This window comes from Alteromonas sp. RW2A1 (assembly GCF_001886475.1).
Taxonomy (GTDB): Bacteria; Pseudomonadota; Gammaproteobacteria; order Enterobacterales; family Alteromonadaceae; genus Alteromonas; species Alteromonas hispanica.
Window position 1 is genome coordinate 2,447,110 of sequence record NZ_CP018031.1, and the last position, 24,796, is coordinate 2,471,905.

Genomic DNA, 24,796 nt, shown 5'->3' on the forward strand with positions numbered 1-24,796 from the left:
CCTATAGAACTTCAAATAAACCAGCAGCGCCCATGCCGCCACCGATACACATAGTGCAAACAACAAATTTCGCACCACGTCTTTTACCTTCGATGAGTGCGTGACCCACCATACGAGCACCGCTCATGCCATAGGGGTGACCAATAGAAATGGCACCGCCGTTTACATTTAATAATTCGTCTGGAATGCCCAATTTATCGCGACAGTATAAAACTTGTACCGCAAACGCCTCGTTGAGTTCCCATAGACCTATATCGTCCATGGTCAATCCATGCTGCTTTAATAGCTTAGGAATGGCAAAAACAGGACCTATTCCCATTTCATCAGGTTCACAACCCGCAACCTCAATGCCGCGATAAACGCCAAGAGGCTGTGTGCTTCCTTTTGCGGCTGTGTTTTCATCCATAATTACGGTAGCGCTGGCACCGTCAGACAACTGACTGGCGTTACCCGCTGTTATGCAACCGCCTTCAATGACCGGTTTAAGGCCTTGCAGCCCTTCTAATGAAGTTTCAGGACGGTTACCTTCATCTTTCGACAACGTAGCTTCCCTTTCACTGATCTCGCCTGTTTCTTTGTTGAACAGTTGCTGTGTGGCAGTGATAGGTACAATTTCATCATCAAATTTGCCTGCAGATTGCGCTGCCGCAGTACGCATCTGACTTTGATATCCGTATTCGTCTTGTGCATCGCGGCTAATGTTATAGCGCTTAGCCACCACTTCTGCTGTTTGCAGCATTGGCATGTAAATATCGTTGTGTTTAGCCACTAGTGCTGGGTCTACCGCACGGTAGGTGTTCATATTTTTATTCTGCACTAACGAGATTGAATCTAGCCCACCCGCAACCATAATGTTTGTTTCGCCGGAGCGGATAGTATTAGCCGCGGTAGCAATGGCATACATCCCCGAGCTGCACTGCCTGTCGAGGGTCATTCCCGCAACCGAAACAGGTAAATCGCCAGCAAGTGCTGCTAAACGACCGATGTTCATTCCGCCACTCCCTTGGGTGAGCGCAGAGCCCATAATGACATCATCAACAGACGCTGGATTTATACCTGCACGCTCAACCGCATTTTTGATGGCGTGGCCACCAAGCGAAGGCGCAGGCAAGTTATTTAAGACGCCTTTGTAGGCACGCCCTATAGGCGTTCTTGCTGTGCTAACAATTACTGCATCACGCATTGTATTGTTCCTTATTTTTTGTAACTTTTGAAACTGCCGCCTTCTTGCGCCAGTTTGACTAGTAGATCGCTTGGCTCTAACCACATTTTGCCGTAATCGCCAAGCTGGTCACGATACGTTGTCAGCTTGTCTAATATGGTTTTCAATCCCACTTCATCTGCATATTGCATAGGGCCACCACGGAACACTGGGAAGCCGTAACCATAGACGTAAATCACGTCAATATCGCTTGATTTAGCCGCAATACCTTCTTCAAGAATAATCGCGCCTTCGTTTATCAGAGAAAACATCACGCGAACTAAAATCTCTTCATCGCTTATGTCTGAACGTTGCTGAACCCCTAAACGTTCGGCTTCTTTTTTGGCAATCTCTAACACTTCGGGATCTGGAATGGGAACTCGACTACCGGGTTCGTAGTTGTAAGTACCGCGGCCTGTTTTAAGACCATTCCGTCCCATTTCAACAAGACGGTCGGCAACAGCGCCATAGGCTGGATCATGAGCAATGTGCTCTTGACGAGACTGGCGAACATAGTAGCCAATATCTAACCCAGCCATATCACCCATCGTAAATGGCCCCATTGGCATACCAAAGTCAGTAAGCACTTTGTCTACTTGCTCAGGTGACGCCCCTTCTAATAGCAAACGATTAGCCTCGCGACCATATGGCTCAATCATTCGATTACCAACGAATCCAAAACATACACCCACTAACACGGCGACCTTTTTAATACGCTTGGCCATTTTCATGCAGGTTTTGATTACTTCAGGTGATGTCTTATCGGCCTTAACAACTTCTAGCAGACGCATAACGTTTGCTGGAGAGAAGAAATGAAGGCCAATGACGTCTTCAGGACGAGACGTTGCTGTCGCAATTTCATCAATATCAAGTGTCGATGTATTAGACGCTAATATGGCACCTGGCTTACATACTTTGTCGAGGGTTGAAAAAACGGTCTTCTTGACTTCCATTTTTTCAAAAACGGCTTCAATCACTAAATCTACGTCGCTTAAATCGTCGTAAGTGGTAGTGCCTGAAAGCAATGCCATTCGCGTTTCTACTTGCTCTTGAGTCAGCTTACCCTTTCTAGCGCTGTTTTCGTAATTCTTACGAATAAGTGCCAAGCCCTTTTCCAGTGCTTCCTCTTTTAGCTCAAGCATAGTTACTGGAATACCGGCGTTGGCGAAGTTCATCGCTATACCACCGCCCATAGTGCCTGCACCAATGATTGCAACTTTCTCGATATTGCGTTCTGGCGTTGTTTTATCGAAGTCTTTTACGTGGCCGGCTGCGCGCTCTGCAAAGAAGAAGTGCTGCTGAGCTCTCGCCTGGGGTGTATTCATACACTCCATAAATAGCTTGCCTTCGTTTTTAAGGCCATCCTCAAACGATAAGGTATAAGCGCCACGAACCGCTTCTATACATTTAAGCGGTGCGAAAAAGCCTTTTGATGCTTTTTTGGTCTGAGCAGTGACTGCTTCAAACACTCCCTGAGTTTCCTCAGACATGGAAAGTGTAATGTCACAAGTACGCTTAACGGCGTTTGGTCCGCTAAGCGATGCTAAATAGGCTTTAGTGTCTTCTAAAAGGTGTTCAGGTTTGTCTGATATTTTATCGAATACACCCGGTAACTTGAGTACCGATGTGGGTTTACCCGTAACTATCATGGTAAGAGCTGTTTGAGCGTCGGCAAGTCTAGGTAGGCGCTGTGTGCCACCTGCCCCAGGTAAGATACCAAGATTGACTTCTGGGAGACCAACTTTGTTATCGGCAAATGTCACCCGATGGTGACATGCAAGTGCAACTTCCAAACCGCCGCCAAAAGCCGGCCCAGGAAGAACTGCAATAACGGGTTTCGATGCGTTCTCAATTTTGTCGAGAACTTCAGGTAGCATTGGTGATAAGTCGCCACCAGAGAATTCGCTGATGTCAGCACCGCCTGAGAATATGGGAAGCGATGAAGTGATAACGATTGCACTTACGCTGTCGTCTTTAATCGCATTGTCGACACCCTCAATCAGGCCTATGCGAAGCGCTCTTGATAGTGCATTTACCGGCGCGCTTTGCATCGTGAGAGTGGCAACACCCTGCGTTACTTCATACGCTACTGCGTTATTTTCCGTCTGAGTCATAACCATTTCCTGTTTATCACGTTAATCGGATGTTATTGCAGTGTTGTCAATCATCCAAGTTTATTGGTGTTATAGACATTTATCACAATATTGAATACGGGGTTGAAAGCCTTTTTCTTCTTCACATTTGGCTAAAGAGCACGTATCGCGCTAGATACAGATCGATTGACAGAATTATCTGCGAGTGCTTTTGTTACACTAACGTTAATGCTTTGATCATCATTTTTACAAGGAGCGTTATGTCATGAAAGTACTTAAAACACCCGAAAATGCCTTTGCCGATATTTCTGATTTTCCCTATCCGGCACATTTTGTTGAAGTTACCGATACGGTGAGTAGTGAACTGTGTATGGCTTATTATCAACTGGGGCCAACAGAAGGTCATCCCGTTGTACTTCTGCATGGAGAACCCACGTGGGCATATTTGTATAGAAAAATGATGCCGCTACTTGCCGATGCGGGTTTTTGTGTTTTTGTCCCTGACTTAATTGGTTTTGGTCGCTCAGATAAACCGACATTGAAAAGCGACTACACCTATGGCAGGCATTTAATTTGGCTAAAAGACTGGTTCAATCAGGTAGTCAAAGGGCCTGCAACCTTGTTTTGTCAAGATTGGGGCGGCCTCTTAGGCCTTAGAATGGTGGCAGATATGCCGACACGTTTCGCGGGTGTGATGGCATCAAATACTGGGCTACCCACTGGCGATGTGAAGCCAACGGAAGCATTCACACGTTGGCGTCGCTTTTCACAAGATGTTGAAGAGTTCCCAACCTCAACCATTATTAACAACGGTACCCTTTCCGACATAGATGAACATGCCTTGGCGGCTTACGACGCGCCCTTTCCCGATGAGAGTTATAAAATGGGCGCGCGAATGTTTCCGCTACTTGTACCTACCGAACCAGATAGCCCAGATTCACAGGCTAACCGAAACGCATGGCAGTCTTTAAAACAGTTTAATAAACCCTTTATGACGGCATTTAGTGACGGAGACCCTGTCACTGCTGGCGGCGAAAAGTATTTACAAAAGCAAATACCTGGCTGCAAAGGAATCAAACACGCTTCGATAAAATCCGGAGGGCACTTTGTGCAAGAGGACAAAGGGGAAGAGTTGGCTCAGTTGCTTATCTCTTTCATACGCAGCTACCAATAACTAAATCAAACAAATTATAAAAGGAAAATAACATGACTATGGATCCACTTCTTAATTTCACCGGACAAGTGGCACTTATAACTGGCGCAGCAAGCGGTTTTGGACGTCTTTTAGCAAAAGGGCTAGCTGAGCGAGGAGCAAAATTAGTACTAAGTGACATAAATGAAACGGCCCTTGAGGAAGTGCAAACTGAATTGCAGCCGCTGACTGCTGTAGAAGTGATAGCGGGTAACATTGCGGAGGAGACACTAAATAAGGCGCTGGTAGAATTAGCCATAGAGAAATTTGGACGCCTAGATATTGCCGTAAATAATGCCGGTATTGCCCATACCCCTGCGCCAGTTCATGAAATGACAGAAGCAATTATGGACAGTCAGTTTGCAGTAAACGTTAAAGGAGTGATGTTTGGTATGAAATACCAAATACCAGCCATGCTGTCGCAAAAGAAGGGACATGTGCTGAATGTGAGTTCACTCGCAGGGCTTGGTGGAGCCCCTAAAGGCGCTGCCTATGCCGCCGCTAAACACGCCGTTGCAGGCGTTACGCGCACCGCTGCTGTTGAATATGGAAGGAAAAATGTACGTGTAAATGCCATTTGCCCGTTTTACAGCCCCACAAACATTCTAAATGTTGATGGCTACAATACGCCAGAGGCCCAAGCTCAGCTGGGGCAAGGCAGCCCAATGAAGCGTTTGGGCGAACCTCAAGAAATAGTAAATACCATGCTGTTGATGCTGTCTCCAGGCAACAGCTATATGAACGGACAAACAGTTGCCGTAGACGGTGGTGTAACTGCCTGGTAATGAGTATAGCTTTTTATACCTAGGTATAAGCTTATCTGTTTTGTTTTGTTAGGGCTTTAGTTTTAATAGAGAGGAACAAACAAAGTGTGACTGACGAGGCGCGTGCAACCGCCTCCGACGTTCCTCTCCTTTCGTATCGCAGAGACAGCAACTTATGACAACGCGGTTCGTGTACAACATATCTACTATTTGCTCTGTCTTTTGCTTCGTTACTTTGGTTTCCCCTTTGAACGCCCATGCTGCTGAAAATAAGACTAGCGTTTCGGCTGGGGTGTCGACGTTGCAAGCGCATTCGACCACCAAGAAGGTGCGCCGTATTACCCAAACATCGCCAAGTACCATACTGAAACTGTTATCGGTCACGGCAAAAAGCGGTCAAAAAAACCATAGCACTCCGTTTATCCATCCTTTACTTCAAAACGACAATCAAAAGTCCGATTAACTGTTTTTGGGCTGAAAGCTATGGACAAATGAGACGTTAAAGCGCTCTCTTGGTAATATCATCTGTAAGTTCGTTTTTGACTCTTTACTCGCTCTTTATACCATTAGTCCGCATAGCGCCCATTCTGAATAGAAGCGAATACAATCCATAAAAAAACCGCATAACGTTTCATTATGCGGCTCTTGGTTTTTGCACTCTAGAACCTTAGGCACTTTTCAGCACAAAAATTTACTTCTCTTGAACGAAGCCTGAATTAAGGAACAATCACCATTTTGCCTTTAACTTCTCTATTCATCACTTTGGTCATTGCCTTTGTCGCTTGTTCTAACGGAAGAGCTTCATCGACCACCACCTTCACTTTACCCTGAACATACCAAGTGAGAAGCTCTTGCATATTTGCTGCAAACCCTTTTGCATCGTGCTGGGTGAAGGACCCCCAAAATACGCCCATTACCGAGTAGCCTTTTACCAACGCTAAATTAACAGGGAACTTTGGTATCTCGCCACCAGCAAACCCGACAACTAACAACCGACCTTCCCACGCCATACTTCTGCTACATGCGTGAAAAGTATCACCACCGACGCACTCATAAATGACGTCAGCACCTTTACCTTCAGTCACTTCTTTTAACGTTTCTTTTAAGTCTTTCTCTTTATAGTTAATAAGAATATCAGCGCCGTGCTCTTTAGCTAAGGCAAGCTTTTCGTCTGTTGAGCACACAGCAATAACCTTAGCCCCCATGGTTTTGCCAATTTGTACCGCCGCCAGACCAGTACCCCCCGCAGCGCCCGTAACAACTAGTGTCTCACCGGGCTGCAGCTTAGCACGCTGTTTTAAGGCGTGATGTGCAGTGGCGTGGGCGGTCACTAGCGCCGCTCCTTCATTCACATCAATCGAGTCTGGCAGTGGCATAACATGGCTAGCTTGTACCGCAACTTTTTCTGCGTAACCACCTAAGTTAGACAGTGCAATGACTCGCTGCCCTTTCTTAACGTGACTAACACCCTCACCCACTTCACAAATCACACCAGCTACCTCGTTCCCTGGAATAAACGGAAAATCTGGCTGCATTTGATATAATCCCTGAACCAAAAGTCCATCGGGGAAATTCACTCCTGCGGCTTGAACGTCAACCACTACATAGCCGGGTTTCGCTACCGGGTCAGCAACGTCTTGTACTCGTAAATCCTCTACAGGCCCAAAGGCTTCGCATACTATGGCTTTCATGTTTACTCCGTATTCTGTTTTACACCAAACGCTCGTTTTGCATTTTATTCGCTATCTTGATGTATGGTTTGGTTAGCTATTTGTGCTAATGGACGCACCATGGCGCCTAACTGCATTGCTTTTTCGCTCGACGCATTGCCGTCGTGAGCACGTTTTACCACGCCCTGCAAAATAGCTGCTAAGCGGAAAAAGCTAAAAGCTAGATAGAAGGTCCAATTGTTTATTTTCTCAATATTTCGACGCTGACAGTAGGCATTCACATAGGCCTGCTCTGACGGAATACCCAAGGCTTCCCGATCTAGCCCGCCTAATCCTGCCGCGTGTGCAATATCAGAGGGTAGTCTAAGCTGCATACATTGATAAGCTAAGTCTGCATAGGGGTGCCCTAAAGTCGATAACTCCCAGTCGAGCACCGCAATCACTCTTGGGTTGTCGCTATCACTCATATCAAACATCATATTGTCGAGCCTGAAATCTCCATGAACTAGTGATGTCTGACCATCATCCTCCGGTAAATTTGCTTCAAGATAACTAATAAGCTGTTCAATTTCTTCGATATGCTCTAGCTCTGACGCGCGATACTGCTTGGTCCACCGGCTCAATTGTCGCTCGAAATAACTGCCAGGTTTACCGTAATCGCTTAGACCCGCCGCTTGAATATCCACGCTGTGCAAAGACGCTAACACTCTGTTCATTTCGTCGTACATTGCACCGCGAGTTTTTGCCGACGCTATTTCAGGTAACGCACTGTTCCAAAATATCTCACCCTCTACGTAAGCCATAATGTAAAACATACTGCCTATTACGCTGGTGTCTTCGCACAGGTGGTATGCTTTAGGAACCGGCACGTTGCTTTCCTGCAAGGCGTTTATAACTCTAAATTCTCTATCTACTGCATGGGCAGATTTTAATAATTTGCCAGGCGGCTGTCTTCGCAGTACAAACGTTCCCTTTTCAGAACTCAGCTTAAAGGTTGGATTTGACTGACCACCGGAAAACTTATCAGCGCTGCTTACATGCCCAATTTCGGGGCATGCAGCGGCTAAATAGTGATTAAGAACTTCTAAATCTAACGCATGAGGCGCTGTTGCTTTTTCTTCACTCACACTAATTCCCTATGCGTTTTTATCAGCAATTAAATTGCGGCCCAGCTGCATCATATGCACTTGATCTGGACCGTCTGCTAGCTTAATTGTACGCGCGTAGGCATACATTGCCGATAGCACGAAATCTTGGCTAGTCCCGGCCGCACCGTGCATTTGAATAGACTCGTCAATAACGTTACATGCCATAGTAGGTGCAACAATTTTTATGGCTGCGATAAGATCTCTAGATACTTTATTTCCATACCTGTCCATTTTGTCCGCAGCTTTCAATGTGAGTAATCGAGCTTGCTCAATGTCACAATGCATTTTAGCAATGCTTTCGCGAACCGACTGCTGTTTTGCTAGAGGCTTGCCAAAGGCTACACGTGCTTCCACACGCTCGCACGCCATATCGAGGGCGCGTTGAGCACAACCAATTAAACGCATGCAGTGATGTATTCTGCCTGGGCCAAGGCGACCTTGGGCAATTTCAAAGCCTTTACCCTCGCCCACAAGCAAGTTTTCGGCAGGCACTCTAACATTCTCAAACAGAACTTCAGCGTGACCAATAGGCTCATCATAAAAGCCCATCGCTGCCATAGGTCTTACAATCGTCACGCCTTTAGTATCGACAGGAACTAATATCTGCGATTGTTGCTGATGACGAGGAGCATCAAAATCGGTTTTCCCCATCACTATCATGATTTTGCAGTTTTCATTCATGGCACCACTGGTATACCACTTTTTACCGTTAATAACGTATTCATCACCGTCGCGTGTGATAGACGTCTCAATATTTGTTGCATCGCTAGATGCTACCGCTGGCTCGGTCATTGCAAAAGCAGAACGAATTTCGCCGTTTAACAGCGGAACCAACCACTTTTCTTTTTGTTCTTCGTTTCCGTATTTTGCCAACACTTCCATATTGCCTGTATCTGGCGCGCTGCAGTTGAATATTTCAGAACTAAATAGTACTCGCCCCATCTCTTCACACAATGGCGCATACTCGGCATTAGTAAGCCCTGCGCCGTAAGGCTTGTATTCTTCTGGCAAAAACAGATTCCACAAGCCTGCATCTCGAGCCTTTTGCTTGAGCGTTTGCATCAACTCTGGTGTCTTCCATCGGTTCTCACCATTTTCTACCGCGTGAATGTACTCCTGTTCTATGGGGTACACTTCTTCTTTCATGAAGGCTCTTAATTTTTCCAAAAGCGCCTGCGTTTTTTCATTATATTCAAAGTTCATAGCTGTCCCGTTTAGCTGTAGGTAATGGCGTGCAACCTGTCGATCACATCCAGGTGAGGTACGCTGTTGAAGTTATTTAGATGAACACCCCGCTTGTTGGCGAAGCATTGTGAAAAGCTGGCATTGCGTATCTGCAAATTCATATTGATAACTGTGGCGGAGTCGTAGCCCAAAATGTGTTTTAGCATCATGGCAATGGCTCCGCCCGAGCTTACAACCAATACACGTTTGGCATCCATATTTTGCAGGTGCGTGAGCATATTACTTACCCGTCCCTCGAACTGTGCCCATGTTTCGTCTAGAAGTTCATGAGGAAGTTTGTCTTGCGACCAAGCAAGCATGGCTTTTTTTAATAAACGATAAAATTCGGCGGGTGACGATCCCTCAGGCACTCTGTCTTCGGGAAAGAGATTGAGATAGGCAGCGGCAACCGCTTGGAAGTTGAATTCATTGAGTGAGCTATCTCGTGTCGCCTCAGGAAGTGATTTCCCCCCTGCAGACAATCCTTTTGCAATCCCCTCGTTAGTTTCTCGATGCCTTACCATGTCGCCCATAAATACAGAATCGAAATGTATATCGCGATGATGAAAATAGTCGCCCAGCCATCTGGCTTGCTGCGCCCCAAGCTCGCTTAGTTTGTCGTAATTAGCCTTGCCAAAAGACGCTTGTCCGTGACGAACTAAATAGATATCTGTCATTTCATGCTCGTATGTTACTAATATGTTAAACATACTAAGAAAACTACTTGCATAAGTTTAATTGATATTTTGAATGGGGGTTCATCATGTGAAGCTATTGGGAGAATGTCAGTGATGCTGACTCTCCCAAAATAAGCAAGGCTGTAAGCAGAGAAGCTACAGCAGCGTTAGAGATGGTGTAAGCCGGGGTTGGTAAAACTAGCAGATGAAAGCTAGGCGTTAGCGCTATTTGCAGCGTCCTTTATAAATGCTGCTAACGTTGCGGGTTCTTGCGCACCAGCAACTCCCTGATTTCCAATAACGAATGTTGGCACGCTCTGAATACCACGCTGCATCCAAGCCGACTCCTTTTGCCGAACAATATCTGCATAGCGTTCACTCTCAAGCGCCTCTGTAATGCCCAGCTTATCTAAACCGACAATACCGCCTTCCTGAACTAAAACATCTAAATTATTAATGTTTTTTCCCTCTGAAAAATAAGCTTCGAATAAACGCATCTTCATTGCTAGCGCCAACCCTGCTTCCTCTGCATAGTGGATAAGTTGGTGAGCTTTAAAGGTGTTTTGCATTGTTGCATCATCGGCAAGGTTAAACTCAAACCCAATGGCTTTACCTGCCTCCACTAACCTCTGTCTGTTCGCACTACTTTGCTGCTCGGTGATGCCATATTTTTCCATCACGTGCTCACGTAAATTTTGGCCTTCTTCTGTCATAGCAGGGTTTAGTTCAAAAGGGTGAAATTTTACGTCAACCGTTATATTTTCCTGCGCCAGTGAATCGATGGCCTGCTGTAAATGTTTATAACCTACAATGCACCAAGGGCACACTACGTCAGACACCATATCAATTGTTATTGTTCGCATTTGGCCTCGTTTAACGTTCGTAAAATAAACGCAATAAAAAAAAGAATTTTTGGGGCTCCAAACCAAAATTTATCGCCCCGAATATTTATTGACCACAATCACCGTAAATGGTTTATACCAGGTATGCAAATTAGCGAGACAACGAACAGTTCATATTTCTTTACCAGGGCGTGTTATTTTCTCTGATAAGAGTAACAATTTGCTTTGCCCAAATTGCATAGCCTGCAGATGACGGATGAAAACCATCAATGGCCATCATGTTTGCATTTAGCAGAGGTTTTCTTTTAACTGAATGACTATAAGTGTGAAAATTATTGTTCAATAAGTTCACTGTCAATAAACGGCCAAACGGCAGTGTAATCAGGCTTTTTTCTAGTGCGTTATTGAGCATAGCCGCACGCAGCCCCAATACATATCGCAAAGGTTGAGGTATCGCAGGAAATTCAGCCATCGGGGGTAAACCCGAGAAAATCACTAATTTGCACCCAAACTTTTGTACGAGCAATTGGTAGATAAGACTCACGTTAGTATTCCACGCTTTCAGTGACGTAAACCGAGTTACATCATTAACACCAATAGAAACTACGGCAATGTCGAAACGCCGCGGGTTTTCTTTTTGAAGCAACTCCAGTACCCCCTGACTAGCAAGCCCCCCTTTTGCTAATAAACAGATAGATGCCGCGGTATTATCTTCACTTAATAGCTGCTGTTGAAGTTTACCTAGCAAAGCATCGTTTTGTGTCTCAACTCCCACGCCTGCGGCTGCTGAATCACCTGTAAGTAGTATTTTTATGGGTTTTTGTATAGCCTCTTGTATGGCTTCTTGTTCAGCTTCTTGCTTCTCACTCTCTACCTCTACTTCGCTAGGTATTTCTCGTGCACCCACGGGTTCGGGCAGCCTAAGTGCCTTTTTTCTCACCCAAAGTGCCTGAAAGGAAATCACAGGGAAAAGCGCAAAAAAACAGCAGTAAAAATACAAAATATTGAACCAGATCAACTCATCATCCTTTGTTACTCGATAACATACCCATGTCTACTCAAAACCCTCAACAAGAAGAAATGTCATGACAGTGAAACAGGTGAGCCAGGCTCGCACCACTACCATTGAGAAATACGCCAAGCATGCGCCACGGTATACTTCCTACCCTACTGCTCTAAACTTTTCGCCAGTAAACAATGACATTCTTAGCATTGCAAATAAAGCGACTAAAGCTGATAGCATAAGCCTGTATATTCACATCCCTTTTTGTAAAACTCTTTGCTATTACTGCGGTTGTAACAAAATTGTGACTCGACACAACAGCAAAGCAGATGAGTATCTCGCGTATATTGAAAAAGAGATAGTCGCTAAATCAAACTTGTATAAGGATAAAATGGCTGTGTCGCTGCACCTTGGCGGCGGGTCGCCGAGCTTTCTCAGTGTTGAGCAACAAACTACCTTAATGGCATTGCTAAAAAAATACATATCGTTTGATGAAGACGCTGAAATGTCTATTGAACTCGATCCGCGCAATGTAGATTTGCATTACCTCAATACGCTAAAAGACTTAGGTTACAACAGGCTAAGCTTTGGGCTACAAGATACAGACTTTCAAGTTCAGCAAACCATAAACCGTGTGCAAAGTACGCTGCATATTTCAGATTTAGTGTTCGAAGCCCGGAACCTAGGGTTCAACTCTATTAACTTGGATCTTATTTACGGCCTCCCCCACCAGTCAATCCACACGTTCAGGACAACCATAGCTGCAACAAAAGCGATTTCACCCGACAGAATATCGCTATTTAGTTATGCACATTTACCGGAGCGTTTTGCCGCGCAACGTAAGTTCGCCGACGACATTTTACCTAATGCGGAGCTTAAAGCAGAACTTTATGACTTGGCGGTAAAAGAATTCAAAAAGATTGGATATGAAATGATAGGGCTAGATCATTTTGCTAAAAAATCAGATAACCTGGCGTTGGCAAAAAAAGCTGGCAAACTACATAGAAATTTTCAGGGTTACACGCTGCATGGCAACACCGATTTAATCGGTTTTGGCGTGTCTGCAATAAGCACAATAGGAAATGCCTTCGCGCAAAACCCTAAACAATTAAAAGACTATTACACTAAGGTAGATAACAACGAACCCGTTGCCACAATAGGGCTGTCGTTAACCAGTGACGACCTCATTAGAAGAGACGTAATATCAAGCTTAATGTGTAATTTATCGCTGGACATAAATAACATCGAGAGAAAGCACAATATTATCTTTAATGATTATTTTACCAGCGAACTTAACGCGCTTCACTTATTACAAAAAGACGGATTAGTTTTGCATACGGAACATGGCATTGTGGTTCCAGAACATGCAAGAATATTTATTAGAGCGATATGTGCAACCTTCGACGCTTATTTAGACGGACATATGGAAGCTCATTCAAACGCTCAGGCAAAAGACAACAAAACAATACCGCGTTTCTCTAAAGCAATTTAAAGCGCGCAACTACTGGCATGTTGCGCTCTAGCGCTAATCGATGAAAAGATAATGCGCTAATAACAGCATAAAGCGGTTCCTGGTGTATTTGGGAACCGTTTTTGTCATTATCTGATCCCTGTGTGCTAGTGTCTTGAATACCTAGCGTTAACAACACTCTTCCCTGCTGATGACTATCAAAGAATGTTATATCTTCAATATGGCATGTCAGTGCATTTAAAATACTCGACGTGGTTTGTTCGCAGGTCTCAGAAACGTTTGTGTCTATACTCACATCACTAGCTTTTATCGATATTCGCACTGGCTGGCCATTTGTGAGGGGCTTATTTTCGGCGTATTTACTTTCTGGGCTTGTGTGTGAATATGCAGAGACAGGAGTAAGCGATTTTTCTGAAACATACAGGCGCTGCCCGAGTGCCATTACGCTATAAATCCTGTTGGCTATGTTTAGCGAAGAATCTGGCTCAGCGATTTTGCCAACCTCTGGCTCAATCAAATGCTCCACAACAGCATCTATAACCGCAGAGGGTGTTTCCATACTTTCCATGCCACCATATCGGAACATGGCTTGTATCACATTATTGACCTCGCCTACCGCTGCAATGTTGCCGTTGTGAATGTAAACAAGTTCATCGCTAAACAGTAAAAGATCATCAATATCGTGAGAAACAACTAAACAGGTGAGTAAACTCGATGCGCAAAGTTTATGCAAAAACCTATAGATTTTTCGGCGGGTTTGGCTATCAATAGCGCTTAACGACTCATCGAGTAAAAGAATATCTGGCCCGTTCACCAGGGCTCTAGCAATAGCTACTCGCTGTGCCTCCCCGCCTGATAGGGAATCTATCGACTTATGGACTAAGTGCGAGCAACAGCATCCAGTCAGCGCTTCTTCAATAGAAATAGCATTTTTACTTGCATGGCGTCGAGCAAGCCCTAAATTACCTTGCACATTAACATGGGGAAACAATAAGGGCTGTTGGAAAACGATCCCAATTTTTAGCTGTGCTTCTTTTGAGGCTATCTGGCTTGGCCACGAAGCCCGAACCTTTGCCTCTTTTTCAAAGCCAGCAATACAGCGCAAGAAGCTGCTTTTGCCTGCCCCTGAAGGCCCTGTTATGCCAATAAAGCGTGAAGTTGCACAAAACGTCGCTTCGCCTTCTATTCTTCCATGTAAAGCCACATTCAACGACAAACTCATCAAGACCTCACCCGATGCTGGGATACCGCAGAGTGGCGCTTATTTCCATCAAATCGATATAACAGCGCCAGCGCGACGAATGAAAACACGAGCAACCCTAATGACATAACGTGCGCGCGTTCATATTCTAGCGCCTCCACCTGCTCATATAATGCAATAGAAAGCACCTGAGTTTCGGTGGGTATATTACCGCCAATCATAAGCACAACGCCGAACTCACCAACAGTATGAGCGAAGCTTAAACCAAACGCGACAATAACAGCGGCCTTACACTGAGGTAATACAATGCGAAAAAAGGTTTCTAAAGGTGAAAAGCCAAGAGAAGTTGCTACTTCTAAATAGCCCTTATTGAGCTGAGTAAAGCCACTGTAAAGTGGTTGCAATGCGAATGGCAGAGAATAGATAAGCGATCCCAGCACAAGGCCTTCAAAACTGAACGCCAACGTGCTTCCAAACAAATCCAACCACCACGCACCTAGCGCGCTTTCAGGCGAAAAAGCGATGAGCAAATAAAAGCCAAGCACCGTGGGTGGCAGCACCAAAGGTAGTGCAAAAATAGAAAGAACGAATGATTTTGCGCTATGACGCCAATTTGCTAAGAACCAGGCTAATGGCATTACGATGAGCAAAAGCAATAAGCTCGTTACTAGCGCAAGTTTAAACGTTAGAGACACCGCATTTAGCATATCAGTATTCACATACTCCATGCGTTTGCTCCATTTGCTCCATTTGTACAATTCGCCTCATTTGCCTTATTTATATACACGGCTGTTTCCGAAGAACTTTTATTTTTAGCATTTATCGCCGGTTCATAACCCCAGTGTTTAAGAGACATCTGCACGTTACTCGACATTAGGTACTGAACAAACACACTCGCCGTGGTTAGCTTCGCTAACATTACCTGCTCAAGATCTACGTGATCTACGTGAGCTAAGCTGTCTTTTCGACTTACGTTATTTTCTCTACTTTCGCTTTTAGCGTTTTCATAATTAAAGGGCGTGTTATAAACGGCTTCGTTATCGAACAGATTGGGACTCAGTGATGCCGCTTTTTTACTGTTGATAACAAGAGACTGAATGATAGGTTCATGCAGCGATTTATCTATTAGCACCCAATTTCCAGCGTGTTGTAACTGTCGCCCTTGTTTGAGAATCTCCTGTTTTTGTGGCTTCTGATTTAAAAGCTTTTGCTCAAGCCCTCCGTGTTGGGAAAGCACTGTAGAATAGGCAACAAGGGCGTGGCTGACATTACCAGAGCTTAAATATTGATAAGTCTGCAATACGTTTTTCCCTTTCACTAATCGACGCTCTACTGCGCTATAAAGCGATAGACTCTGCAACACTTGTTTTGCCGCCACCCCGTAGGGTGCAAGTTTAGGGTTAGCGATAGCAAGCTTTTCATTTGGCTTATCTAGAATTCGTTGAATGGCAGCTGCATTAAACGCCTTGTTTTCAGCAGATAGAACTGAGGAGACCAATGCTAACCGTCCTTGTGCATAGTTCACTACATTATTTATATGCACTTTTTCATTCTCAACTAGAGCTACTGGTCTTGCTGAATCTGCAGACATAAAAATATCAAAACCTGCGCCGTGAAGCATTTGCGCATAAAGAGTACCGCTAGAGGAGGTGGTAATCGATACTTGAATACCTGTGAGCTCGGTAAACGAAGATGTAAGAGCATGCAATGGCTCTGAAAAGTTAGCGGCTACAGCAATTTTTAACGGCGGTGATTCGGAAAACCTCATTCGCAATGTATTTAACAAATCAGTTGTGCTGAGTGAATGTTTATCGTTGCTGAGGCTGTTTTCGGTGCCTTTTTCAGTACCGTTTTCCGTGCTCTTTTCCATGTTTCGGCGTGCATTTGCAGCTGCTTTATTTTGAGCCAAGGCAGCGGCATTCGTTGAGGGCGCTATCAGCATTACCTGTAAGAGTAAGATACCGATGAGGTGAATGTTGAAATACTTCATCGTACTTGTATCAAGGTTTAGTCATCCATTTTAAAGCGGCAGCATCGTCAGAGCTCTTTGCCTCTACCCATTTTGATGTATTGCCCTTGAACTCTTTTTTCCAAAGAGGAACCGATTGTTTTAGCATATCCATCAAAAAACACGCCCCATCGAACGCCTCTTGTCGGTGAGCTCCAGCACAACCCACCCAAACTATTTGCTCGTTATTATAAATTCGCCCCACTCTGTGAACAGCCGCGGCACTTGTTAAAGAAAATCGAGTAACTGCTTTTTCTACTAACAGACCAAGCGCTTTCTCTGTCATTTCTGGGTAATGCTCCAGCGTAATACCATCAATGTCCCCAGCCATATTAAAGTCTCGAACCAAACCAGTAAACGTTACGATTGCGCCTGTGTTACCTGGTGCTCGGTGCTGAGCATCTTGCTGAAGTTTTGTGTAAAGTTCAGCTTGGTTGAAATCGTGCTCTTGAATAAAAGAAAACACCCCTAGCCTCCCGTGACGGGCGGAAAGTAGGCCAATTCATCGTTGGCACCCAGTACTGTTTTACTGTCGCATAGCTGCTGATTTCGGGCGGTCAAAACACTTCCCTCTAAGGCAAGCGCCCAGTTGCTGTCCATATTTTTTAAACGCGATGTAACGTTAGCTACCGTTTCGCCCTCTTCAATTTCAAGATGTAAGCTAGGAGTTTTTGAAAGTTCGCGAGTCTGTGCGAATGTTTTCACTGTTATCTGCATGAGTGAGCTATCTCTAAAAATTGCAAAGTAGTACTGAGCGAAAAGCTCAACACGAGACCATGAAGTGCTTTTATCATGGATAGGTCCAATGACCGGTTTTTCCGCCTTTTTTCTCAACAACTCGCACGCCATTCATATACATGGCAGGATCGATGGCCTTACACATGTCAAATAAGGTGAGTAGAGCAACGTTCACGCCAGTAAGCGCCTCCATTTCAACGCCTGTTTTTCCACTGAGCTTACAGTAACAGCTTGCCCTTATACGTTGTTGCGAAGCTTGAATTTCGAAGTCTACGTCAACTTTCGACAGAGCTAACGGGTGACATAGTGGAATGAGGTCGCTACAGCGTTTTGCACCCTGGATACCGGCTACCCGTGCTACAGCAAACACGTCGCCTTTGGCTATCTTCGCTTCGCTGATTTGCTTAATAACGCTATCGTTTACATACAAAAAGCCTTCGGCAACGGCTTCTCGCTTAGTTTCACTTTTGTCACTTACATCAACCATATTTGCCTGGCCGCCAGCATCGATATGGCTAAATTTATTTTCAGATTTAGTCATGCTTGTACCAGGTGTTTAACAAAATTACAGGGTTTAAAGTCTGCGTTAAGTTGGCTGGCAATAATTTTCTCCCACCCGGTACGACAAGCCCCAGTAGAGCCCGGTAAACAAAATATTACGGTATTATTTGCAAAGCCTGCAAGCGCTCTCGACTGGATAGTAGAGGTTCCTATCTCCTCATAGCTAAGCTGACGAAATAGCTCACCAAAGCCATCGACTTCTTTATCAAACAATACGCTTATTGCTTCAGGCGTTGAGTCTCTATGAGTAAAGCCCGTACCACCGGTTATCAACACTGCATGAATATTTGCATCGGCAATCCAACCAGACACAACTGCACGCTGCTGATAGATATCGTCTTTTACTATAGCGCGGTCGGCAAGCGAATGGCCCGCTTGAGTGAGAGCCTGAGTTAAAAAATCTCCAGATTTGTCATTATCCAGCGACCTGGTATCTGAAATAGTGAGTACGGCAATGTTTAGCGGCTGGCTAACAACAGACATATAAAATCCTATTTTGCGTGCGACATCTCGTCTGGTTTTGATAAAGTGTAGAATTACGTGCAACTAGTACAATCATTTTATGAGTAGACACTTTATAAGGGTGTGCGCCATGAATTCAACACTTAAGTTAACTTAACCAATGCCTAAAATTAGCCGTAACACAATTTCCAACGAAGATGCTATGCGATACAACCGCCATATTGTGCTCCCAAATATCGACTTGGGTGGACAAGAGTCACTGTTAAACGCACGTGTACTTATTGTTGGAATGGGCGGTTTAGGTAACGCGGCGGCAACGAGCCTATGTGCGAGCGGTGTGGGCGAAATTACGCTGGTTGATTTTGATAAAGTAGACGTGACTAATCTGCATCGCCAAACCCTGTTTAACGAAACCTCGGCAGGTTCAAGCAAGGTGAAAGCAGCCCGTGAGCAATTGGTAAAAATGAACTCTCATTGCGCTATTAATGCCATAGAAGAAGCATTTTCTTTAGAACATGAGGCGTTAATCAAACGCTGTGACATTGTGCTAGATTGTACTGATAATGCCGACTCTCGTGACCTTATTAACACCTTGTGCTATGCCAATAACACCCCCTTGGTATCCGGTGCTGCCATTCGCTTTGAAGGGCAATTGTTTGTGGCCATTCCGGGTAAAAGCAAATGCTATGGATGCTTGAGAAAGTTATTTACTGCCCCTGACTTAAGCTGCCTTGAATCTGGGATATTTTCGCCCGTTGCTAATATCATTGGCACTTACCAAGCGATGCTGGCAATGCAAATAATGATGGAATTCAAAGATATTCCCTTAAATACACTTCTCACGTTTGATGCACTTACCCACGAATGGCAACGCTGGCAACTTCCCAATAATAAGACCTGCGAAATTTGTAACTAGGGCATAAAAATGTATGGTCCGCCTCGTTATTGCAATGATTAATTTCGATAACGGGGTTGGTTATGCGCTAATGTATTCGGAGTCTGTTTAGGCGCTTTCGCGATTCCAAGAACTTTAATAGTAGACATGATGGTTCGCCTCTTTGATTGCCTAACTCTAAGATTAGCTTAGAGGTGAGGCGGACCATCTAATTAAACCGCCCTTGATAACAAAAGCGGTTTTAACCTGTGCAATTACATAATAGTGTGTGCGGCCGATTTTTCGCCGTCTCAGTTTAGCACCTTGCTTAAATAGGAGACCCCGGCGGCAATGGCATTACTTCAAACGCTGCAGGCCAAGTGCCACTAGCGAAGTAAGTATCAAAATAGCCATGCAGAATTTCATACTTATCATCGTCTGCGTTGTCGTCTAGCCACTCAGCAAACTCCAAAAGAGTTTCGTCAGCCGCCAATTTAACTTCAGGGGCAAGACTGTCGTTAGTTACTGCCTTCATGATGGCATTAAGCGCAACTAATTGCAGGCGTTTAGCTAATGGGCCGTCGCTGTCGTTTTTGTACCAATGAACATTGAGTATTTGTTTAAGCAGTAACTTAACACCTACTTTTTTGCGTCTGTCTTTGCTACTTGTTGCTTGCCACTCTAAACGGTTTAAACGCTCTGGGTGAAGCAAAAGTGACAGCGAAAAGTCAGCAGCCGAAGCAGCAGCTGAAACCGGATCTAACATTAGTCCCATCTTGCCCTTAAACTGCTCTCGGGTAACATCATCACCATAAGCCGTAGGAGGAATAAGCGATAACACGCTATCTGGCATCGCCAAGTAGCTTGTAGTAGAGGCTTTAATTAACTGCTGCATTGCACGCTGTTGTACCTGAGGCGCCACAAATGTCTGGCCTTGTGGTGTGACATAATCCCCCTTTCGCTCATATTCATAATGCAAACCACCTACCTGCTTAGCAACAGCTTCTAGCTGGTACCTGTGAAGCAAATAAATAGGCACTAAGCTATTTTCAAGTGAGGATAAACTGGCATTCTCCGCTAGCGTGTTGATGCCGAGGTTTTTCAGCGCCACATTGCGAATATTAGAAATATCATCGAAAGCATCTAGCGGGTCGTCACCATTTTCCCACATGTGCCCATTTGCTGAACCATGACGAGAGCTGCGTGTATCTGAATCAGATTTAAAGGCTAAGCCAGCGTTTCTAGCCTTAACAATAATTTTTGATAACGCCTCGACCTCTTCCTTATCGTTTGCAAAGGTGGCGTAGCCATAGGTTACTGCATGTTTATCCCAATCACCTATTCCTTTGTCATAGGCGTTTTCCAAACTTATATTACCATCGACTAGCGTTATGCGCGGGTGTGGATAGTCCATAACCGAGGCGCGGTTGTTTTCACTGGCTGCAAAGTTATGAGCAATTCCCAATGTATGCCCTACTTCATGAGCTGAAAGCTGTTTTATTCTGTCTAGCGCCATTTCTTGCTGGGCGCTTGTGTCGGCATTGCCGTCAGTAAACGGGCTGGTGAGTCCAAGCGCTATTAAATAGTCTTGTCGCACCCTAAGCGAGCCTAGCGTAACGTGGCCTTTTATAATTTCGCCAGTTCTTGGGTCAACGACAGATGAACCATAAGACCATCCTCGTGTTGCTCTGTGGACCCAGTTTATAACGTTATAGCGCACGTCCATGGGGTCTGCACCTTCAGGCAACACTTTAACCTGAAATGCGTTTTTAAAACCGGCAGCTTCGAAAGCCTGATTCCACCAACTTGCTCCTTCTTTAAGCGAAGACATTACCGGCTCGGGAATACCCGGATCTAAATAGTAAACAATAGGCTCTATCGCCTCGCTCATTGCTGCGTGGGGAGTTTTCTTTTCTAAGCGGTGGCGAGTAATAAATCGCTGCTCTGTTGCCTCCGTAATAGCAGTGGAATAATCGTAATAATTGAATTTCCAATAGCCCGAGTACGGGTGATAAACGCGAGGGGTATACCCTGGTTCAGGCAGAGCTACAAATGAATGATGTAAATGAACACTTAAGCTTTCTGCATCTGGAGTGACCTGCTGAACATAGCCCCCCGGGTTCTTCCCTTTAAAGGTTACCAGTGCTTCAAGCTCTGTGTTTTTTTCAAAACCTTTTGTGCGAGGCAGGTAAACGCCACTTCGCATTTTATCAACGCTATAGCTGCCTTGATCACGCCCAGACAAACGATTGCCTATGCCGTGAACATCACTTAGCAAATAATCGGTGTAATCAATCAGGTTCGTGGCATCGTTTTTTGCCACTATAGTAAAACCCGCGATAACAGAACTTGCAAAGGCTTCGTTGATACTTTGCTTTTCAGCAGCAGAGCCATGTGCAGCACGGTATTTAGTATTGTGCTGGGTAAGCATTAACTTATTACCAAAGCGCTCAAAAGAAACGAGTCGCGTGCGGCCTAGCTGCCCTCTATCTAACCCAATATCGTTGGAACCAACACCGTAAGGCAGACTACTCTGGAACAGATATTGTTCATCAGATGCCGGAATAGCCAAGAATACCTTTCCCGCAGTATCATCATAATACATGGGTATTAAACCACTTTTTTTCGTCATCCCCTGAGAAAATTCACTAATACTAGGCACAGCAGCCCAAGCCAGTGAAGAGCTTGTCATTAAAAGCGCAAACAAAATTGTGAGGGGCTGTCTGATAGAAAGTACGCGTTGCTTGTACTTTTTAAACCAAGTGGAACGCTGCATTTGTAAATTCCTTCTGAGTGGGTGCTTTAGGTTAGCCTACCCCAAGCAATCCTGTTTGCCTATCTTTGCCTATCATCGCGGTCGCAAAAATACGACGATTTGTTGAATAGACTGAAATCACACCCCATCACACTGCGGGAATAAGCAAAAGACTGTAAGAGATTGTCAGCTTTTGGTAACGTGCTGGTATCGTATGGAATTTTTTTCAAGCAATAGCTTATTGCTTCCCACACTAAGGTTTGTATTTTGAAATTTACTAATCGAGCGACTGCCATTTCCCCCTTCCTCGCCATGGCTTACGGTGAAAAAGCAACAGCTCTGCTAGAGAATGGCCACGATGTTATACGCCTTAACTTAGGAGAACCCGATTTTGGTGCCCCTAAACCAGTTATAGAAGCGATGAAATCTTCATTAGACGCCCCACACTATCCGTACACTTCGGCATTAGGCACACCAGAGTTGCGGGCCGCCATCGCAAATTTTTATCACCAAAAACACAATGTCGATATTGAGCCTAGCCGTATTGTTGTAACCGCAGGCGCAAGCGCCGCGTTGCTGTTAGCTAGCGCGGCATTAGTTGAGCCTGGCGATAACGTAATTTTGGGAGACCCTTCTTACCCTTGTAATCGACGCTTCCTTAATGCCTTTGGTGCCGACGTTAGTTTAGTGCCAACGGTGAGCGAACATAATTTTCAACTTACCGCCAAAGATGTTGAAAAGCACTGGTCACAAAATACTAAGGGCGTACTCATTGCTACGCCGGCAAACCCCACTGGAACGGCAATTGATGCTGCTGAACTGCTTGCAATTGGTCAGCTGTGTAAGCAGCGCAATGGCTTTTTAATTGTCGATGAAATCTATTTAGATTTACTTTTAAACAATGATGATAACAGTGACATCAACGCAGCCACCACTGTGCTGAAAAATGCGCAGTTACAAGATACAGTCATTGTGATAAATAGCTTTTCTAAATATTTTGGTATGACGGGTTGGCGCCTAGGCTGGTGTGTAGTGCCAGCAGAAATGACCGCCATTGTAGAGCGACTAGCTCAAAATCTTTTTATATGCCCATCTACACTCTCTCAAAAGGCAGCACTTGCGTGCTTTACGCCAGAGGCACTGGCGCAATGTGAGGAAAATAGACAAACACTGAGCAAACGGGCCAACTTGGTATTTTCAGCATTAACCACTATGGGACTACCTGTTGATGCTAATCCAGACGGTGCATTTTATGCGTATATCAACATTCAAAAAACCGGTCTTACAGCTATCGAGTTTTGCGACAAATTATTAGAGAAATACCATGTCGCTCTAACTCCGGGTAACGATTTTGGAGAGCATAACGCAGACAACTATGTTCGTTTATCGTTTGCCACTAATGAAAGTGACTTAATAAAGGGGCTTGAGAGACTAGCGCGATTTGTCGCTGAGTGCTCTGCTGCTGAATGATCTTTTTTAATAAAGAATCTTTTACTAAAGAGTCTTTCGCTTAATAAGCTGTCGCTAAATTGGTACGAAAACGGTTCAGCGGTTTCATGAATATACAAATATTATGCAAAAAAATAATGGTACGAGTACGAGATAGGTATATTTGAGTTACAGAAATTAGAACTATCAGACAACAGGACGCAATTATGAGTATTGAACGAGATTTTGATGTGGTTATTTTTGGTGCCACAGGGTTTACAGGAAAGTTAGTTGCAGAATATTTCCAGTCACAATACGGAAACGACAGTAGCGTTAAGTGGGCCATTGCGGGTCGGAACGAGCAAAAACTCAACGATGTAAAGCAAGAGTTAGGTATTAGTGATGAAATTGAAACCATCGTTGCAGACGGCGATGACGAAACGGCATTAAACGCCCTTGCACAAAGAACACAAGTTGTACTCACCACTGTTGGCCCATATCAAATTTACGGTGAAAAACTGCTCTCTGCCTGTGTTGATAACGGCACCGGATATACAGACTTATGCGGTGAACCAGCGTGGATGCACCAAATGATCAATAAGTACAATGATAAAGCAAAAGAGACAGGCGCAAACATCGTCTTTTCGTGTGGCTTCGACTCTGTACCTTTCGACCTTGGTGTGCATTACCTTCAGCAACACGCTAAAAAACAAACTGGTAACCCGATTGAATATGTGAAAGGCCGAGTACGCAAGATGCAGGGAACCTTTTCTGGCGGCACTGCTGCTAGCCTAAAGGCCACCATGGTTGCAGCGAAAAAAGACAAATCAATAATGGCTGCACTTATCAATCCTTTTTCACTCGCCGACACCAATGTGGCTACAGAGCAGCCAGATGGCAATAAGCCCTATTTCGATGAAGAGTTAGGGACCTGGGTAGCACCTTTTATCATGGCTGCCATCAATACGAAAAATGTTCACCGCGCTAACTATCTTAGCAACTATGCATATGGCAAAGCTTTCAAATACGATGAAATGCTAATGACCGGACCGGGTGAAAAAGGTGAAGCGATGGCCAAACACGTAGCCAATGATAAATCGTTAGCCAGTGATGATGGCCCAAAACCCGGAGAAGGCCCAAGTAAAGAAGAGCGTGAAAACGGCTTTTATGACGTTATGTTTGTAGGCACTGCAACCAGTGGCGATATGCTTGCTGTATCAGTTAAGGGGGACAAAGACCCAGGCTATGGTTCTACCAGTAAAATGATTTCTGAATCTGCACTGTGCTTGTGTAAAGACGTTAGCCTTTCAGGCGGTTTTTTCACGCCAGCCTCTGCGCTAGGTGATCACCTTACAAGCAGGTTGGAAGCAAATGCAGGCCTTACGTTTACCATTGAAAAGTAACGTTTTCTCGCATTTGCGACCACCGATGTGCTAGCGACTTGCATTAGCAATATCGCTGGCGCTGAAACATAAATACATTAA

Annotated in this window: 22 protein-coding genes; 6 read left to right on the top strand and 16 right to left on the bottom strand. The window is 44.7% G+C overall.

Features of this window, described 5'->3' with window-relative positions:
• Window position 1: 1 nt before the first annotated feature.
• Window positions 2-1,183 (bottom strand): acetyl-CoA C-acyltransferase, encoded by a 1,182-nt coding sequence (locus tag BM528_RS10950; protein WP_071979832.1) that lies wholly within the window; start codon window positions 1,181-1,183, stop codon window positions 2-4.
• Between the two features lie 11 nt (window positions 1,184-1,194).
• Window positions 1,195-3,315 (bottom strand): 3-hydroxyacyl-CoA dehydrogenase NAD-binding domain-containing protein, encoded by a 2,121-nt coding sequence (locus BM528_RS10955; RefSeq protein WP_071979833.1) that lies wholly within the window; start codon window positions 3,313-3,315, stop codon window positions 1,195-1,197.
• Between the two features lie 244 nt (window positions 3,316-3,559).
• Here BM528_RS10955 and BM528_RS10960 point away from each other — a divergent pair, with 244 nt between their 5' ends.
• Window positions 3,560-4,468, top strand: coding sequence for a haloalkane dehalogenase (locus BM528_RS10960; protein ID WP_071979834.1), 909 nt, complete (start codon window positions 3,560-3,562; stop codon window positions 4,466-4,468).
• A 38-nt stretch (window positions 4,469-4,506) separates the two neighbouring features.
• A complete protein-coding gene (locus BM528_RS10965; protein ID WP_071981276.1) occupies window positions 4,507-5,271 on the top strand; it encodes an SDR family NAD(P)-dependent oxidoreductase in 765 nt (254 codons plus the stop codon).
• Between the two features lie 695 nt (window positions 5,272-5,966).
• Here the strand turns inward: BM528_RS10965 and BM528_RS10970 are convergent.
• The 6 genes from BM528_RS10970 to BM528_RS10995 all read right to left on the bottom strand — a co-directional run bounded on the left by BM528_RS10970 (window position 5,967) and on the right by BM528_RS10995 (window position 11,751).
• The gene (locus tag BM528_RS10970; RefSeq protein ID WP_071979835.1) at window positions 5,967-6,941 is read right to left on the bottom strand and encodes an NADPH:quinone oxidoreductase family protein; all 975 of its coding nucleotides are present in this window, start codon (window positions 6,939-6,941) and stop codon (window positions 5,967-5,969) included.
• Window positions 6,942-6,985: 44 nt separating this feature from the next.
• Entirely contained in the window at window positions 6,986-8,047 is a 1,062-nt protein-coding gene (locus BM528_RS10975) for a phosphotransferase family protein (protein WP_071979836.1), read from the bottom strand.
• Between the two features lie 9 nt (window positions 8,048-8,056).
• A complete protein-coding gene (locus BM528_RS10980) occupies window positions 8,057-9,271 on the bottom strand; it encodes an acyl-CoA dehydrogenase family protein (RefSeq protein ID WP_071979837.1) in 1,215 nt (404 codons plus the stop codon).
• An 11-nt stretch (window positions 9,272-9,282) separates the two neighbouring features.
• A complete protein-coding gene (locus BM528_RS10985) occupies window positions 9,283-9,969 on the bottom strand; it encodes a histidine phosphatase family protein (protein ID WP_071979838.1) in 687 nt (228 codons plus the stop codon).
• A 212-nt stretch (window positions 9,970-10,181) separates the two neighbouring features.
• Window positions 10,182-10,832, bottom strand: a complete 651-nt coding sequence (locus tag BM528_RS10990) for a DsbA family oxidoreductase (protein WP_071979839.1) — start codon at window positions 10,830-10,832, stop codon at window positions 10,182-10,184.
• Between the two features lie 160 nt (window positions 10,833-10,992).
• Window positions 10,993-11,751: an SGNH/GDSL hydrolase family protein gene (locus BM528_RS10995; protein WP_198033553.1), complete on the bottom strand. Its 759-nt coding sequence runs from the start codon at window positions 11,749-11,751 to the stop codon at window positions 10,993-10,995.
• 145 nt (window positions 11,752-11,896) lie between these two features.
• Between BM528_RS10995 and hemN the strand changes: the two genes are divergently transcribed.
• Window positions 11,897-13,306: an oxygen-independent coproporphyrinogen III oxidase gene (hemN, locus tag BM528_RS11000; protein WP_071979841.1), complete on the top strand. Its 1,410-nt coding sequence runs from the start codon at window positions 11,897-11,899 to the stop codon at window positions 13,304-13,306.
• Here the strand turns inward: hemN and BM528_RS11005 are convergent.
• From BM528_RS11005 to moaB, 7 genes are all read right to left on the bottom strand, one after another.
• Complete coding sequence (locus tag BM528_RS11005; protein WP_156844051.1) at window positions 13,293-14,507, bottom strand: ATP-binding cassette domain-containing protein; 1,215 nt, start codon at window positions 14,505-14,507, stop codon at window positions 13,293-13,295. The genes hemN and BM528_RS11005 overlap by 14 nt on opposite strands.
• Window positions 14,507-15,214 carry a molybdate ABC transporter permease subunit gene (gene modB / locus BM528_RS11010; protein WP_071979842.1) on the bottom strand — a complete coding sequence of 236 codons (708 nt, stop codon included), beginning with the start codon at window positions 15,212-15,214 and terminating at the stop codon, window positions 14,507-14,509. Before modB ends, BM528_RS11005 begins: the two co-directional genes overlap by 1 nt.
• Complete coding sequence (gene modA, locus BM528_RS11015; protein WP_071979843.1) at window positions 15,202-16,476, bottom strand: molybdate ABC transporter substrate-binding protein; 1,275 nt, start codon at window positions 16,474-16,476, stop codon at window positions 15,202-15,204. Before modA ends, modB begins: the two co-directional genes overlap by 13 nt.
• Window positions 16,477-16,486: 10 nt before the next feature.
• Window positions 16,487-16,960 (bottom strand): molybdenum cofactor biosynthesis protein MoaE, encoded by a 474-nt coding sequence (locus BM528_RS11020; protein WP_083595266.1) that lies wholly within the window; start codon window positions 16,958-16,960, stop codon window positions 16,487-16,489.
• 2 nt (window positions 16,961-16,962) lie between these two features.
• Window positions 16,963-17,199, bottom strand: a complete 237-nt coding sequence (locus BM528_RS11025) for a MoaD/ThiS family protein (protein WP_232230475.1) — start codon at window positions 17,197-17,199, stop codon at window positions 16,963-16,965.
• 85 nt (window positions 17,200-17,284) lie between these two features.
• On the bottom strand, window positions 17,285-17,773 hold the full coding sequence (gene moaC / locus BM528_RS11030) for a cyclic pyranopterin monophosphate synthase MoaC (protein WP_071979845.1): 489 nt from the start codon (window positions 17,771-17,773) through the stop codon (window positions 17,285-17,287).
• On the bottom strand, window positions 17,770-18,276 hold the full coding sequence (gene moaB, locus BM528_RS11035; protein WP_071979846.1) for a molybdenum cofactor biosynthesis protein B: 507 nt from the start codon (window positions 18,274-18,276) through the stop codon (window positions 17,770-17,772). The genes moaC and moaB overlap by 4 nt, the downstream gene beginning before the upstream one ends.
• 139 nt (window positions 18,277-18,415) lie before the next feature.
• Here moaB and BM528_RS11040 point away from each other — a divergent pair, with 139 nt between their 5' ends.
• Complete coding sequence (locus BM528_RS11040) at window positions 18,416-19,171, top strand: HesA/MoeB/ThiF family protein (RefSeq protein ID WP_071979847.1); 756 nt, start codon at window positions 18,416-18,418, stop codon at window positions 19,169-19,171.
• 286 nt (window positions 19,172-19,457) lie between these two features.
• Here the strand turns inward: BM528_RS11040 and BM528_RS11045 are convergent, their stop codons facing one another.
• Complete coding sequence (locus BM528_RS11045) at window positions 19,458-21,821, bottom strand: zinc-dependent metalloprotease (protein ID WP_232230644.1); 2,364 nt, start codon at window positions 21,819-21,821, stop codon at window positions 19,458-19,460.
• 330 nt (window positions 21,822-22,151) lie between these two features.
• Here BM528_RS11045 and BM528_RS11050 point away from each other — a divergent pair, with 330 nt between their 5' ends.
• Complete coding sequence (locus BM528_RS11050) at window positions 22,152-23,354, top strand: aminotransferase class I/II-fold pyridoxal phosphate-dependent enzyme (RefSeq protein ID WP_071979849.1); 1,203 nt, start codon at window positions 22,152-22,154, stop codon at window positions 23,352-23,354.
• Between the two features lie 185 nt (window positions 23,355-23,539).
• Window positions 23,540-24,715: a saccharopine dehydrogenase family protein gene (locus BM528_RS11055; protein ID WP_071979850.1), complete on the top strand. Its 1,176-nt coding sequence runs from the start codon at window positions 23,540-23,542 to the stop codon at window positions 24,713-24,715.
• Window positions 24,716-24,796: the final 81 nt, after the last annotated feature.

What these genes read in the sequence shown, in the direction of transcription:
- BM528_RS10965 (WP_071981276.1), top strand. Translation starts at nt 4,507, where the DNA reads ATGGATCCACTTCTTAATTTCACCGGACAAGTGGCACTTATAACTGGC.
- BM528_RS10980 (WP_071979837.1), bottom strand. Translation starts at nt 9,271, where the DNA reads ATGAACTTTGAATATAATGAAAAAACGCAGGCGCTTTTGGAAAAATTA.
- BM528_RS10955 (WP_071979833.1), bottom strand. Translation starts at nt 3,315, where the DNA reads ATGACTCAGACGGAAAATAACGCAGTAGCGTATGAAGTAACGCAGGGT.
- BM528_RS10985 (WP_071979838.1), bottom strand. Translation starts at nt 9,969, where the DNA reads ATGACAGATATCTATTTAGTTCGTCACGGACAAGCGTCTTTTGGCAAG.
- BM528_RS11040 (WP_071979847.1), top strand. Translation starts at nt 18,416, where the DNA reads ATGCCTAAAATTAGCCGTAACACAATTTCCAACGAAGATGCTATGCGA.
- BM528_RS10990 (WP_071979839.1), bottom strand. Translation starts at nt 10,832, where the DNA reads ATGCGAACAATAACAATTGATATGGTGTCTGACGTAGTGTGCCCTTGG.
- hemN (WP_071979841.1), top strand. Translation starts at nt 11,897, where the DNA reads ATGACAGTGAAACAGGTGAGCCAGGCTCGCACCACTACCATTGAGAAA.
- modB (WP_071979842.1), bottom strand. Translation starts at nt 15,214, where the DNA reads ATGGAGTATGTGAATACTGATATGCTAAATGCGGTGTCTCTAACGTTT.
- BM528_RS11055 (WP_071979850.1), top strand. Translation starts at nt 23,540, where the DNA reads ATGAGTATTGAACGAGATTTTGATGTGGTTATTTTTGGTGCCACAGGG.
- BM528_RS11005 (WP_156844051.1), bottom strand. Translation starts at nt 14,507, where the DNA reads ATGAGTTTGTCGTTGAATGTGGCTTTACATGGAAGAATAGAAGGCGAA.
- BM528_RS11045 (WP_232230644.1), bottom strand. Translation starts at nt 21,821, where the DNA reads ATGACAAGCTCTTCACTGGCTTGGGCTGCTGTGCCTAGTATTAGTGAA.
- BM528_RS10970 (WP_071979835.1), bottom strand. Translation starts at nt 6,941, where the DNA reads ATGAAAGCCATAGTATGCGAAGCCTTTGGGCCTGTAGAGGATTTACGA.
- moaC (WP_071979845.1), bottom strand. Translation starts at nt 17,773, where the DNA reads ATGACTAAATCTGAAAATAAATTTAGCCATATCGATGCTGGCGGCCAG.
- modA (WP_071979843.1), bottom strand. Translation starts at nt 16,476, where the DNA reads ATGAAGTATTTCAACATTCACCTCATCGGTATCTTACTCTTACAGGTA.
- BM528_RS10950 (WP_071979832.1), bottom strand. Translation starts at nt 1,183, where the DNA reads ATGCGTGATGCAGTAATTGTTAGCACAGCAAGAACGCCTATAGGGCGT.
- BM528_RS10960 (WP_071979834.1), top strand. Translation starts at nt 3,560, where the DNA reads ATGAAAGTACTTAAAACACCCGAAAATGCCTTTGCCGATATTTCTGAT.
- moaB (WP_071979846.1), bottom strand. Translation starts at nt 18,276, where the DNA reads ATGTCTGTTGTTAGCCAGCCGCTAAACATTGCCGTACTCACTATTTCA.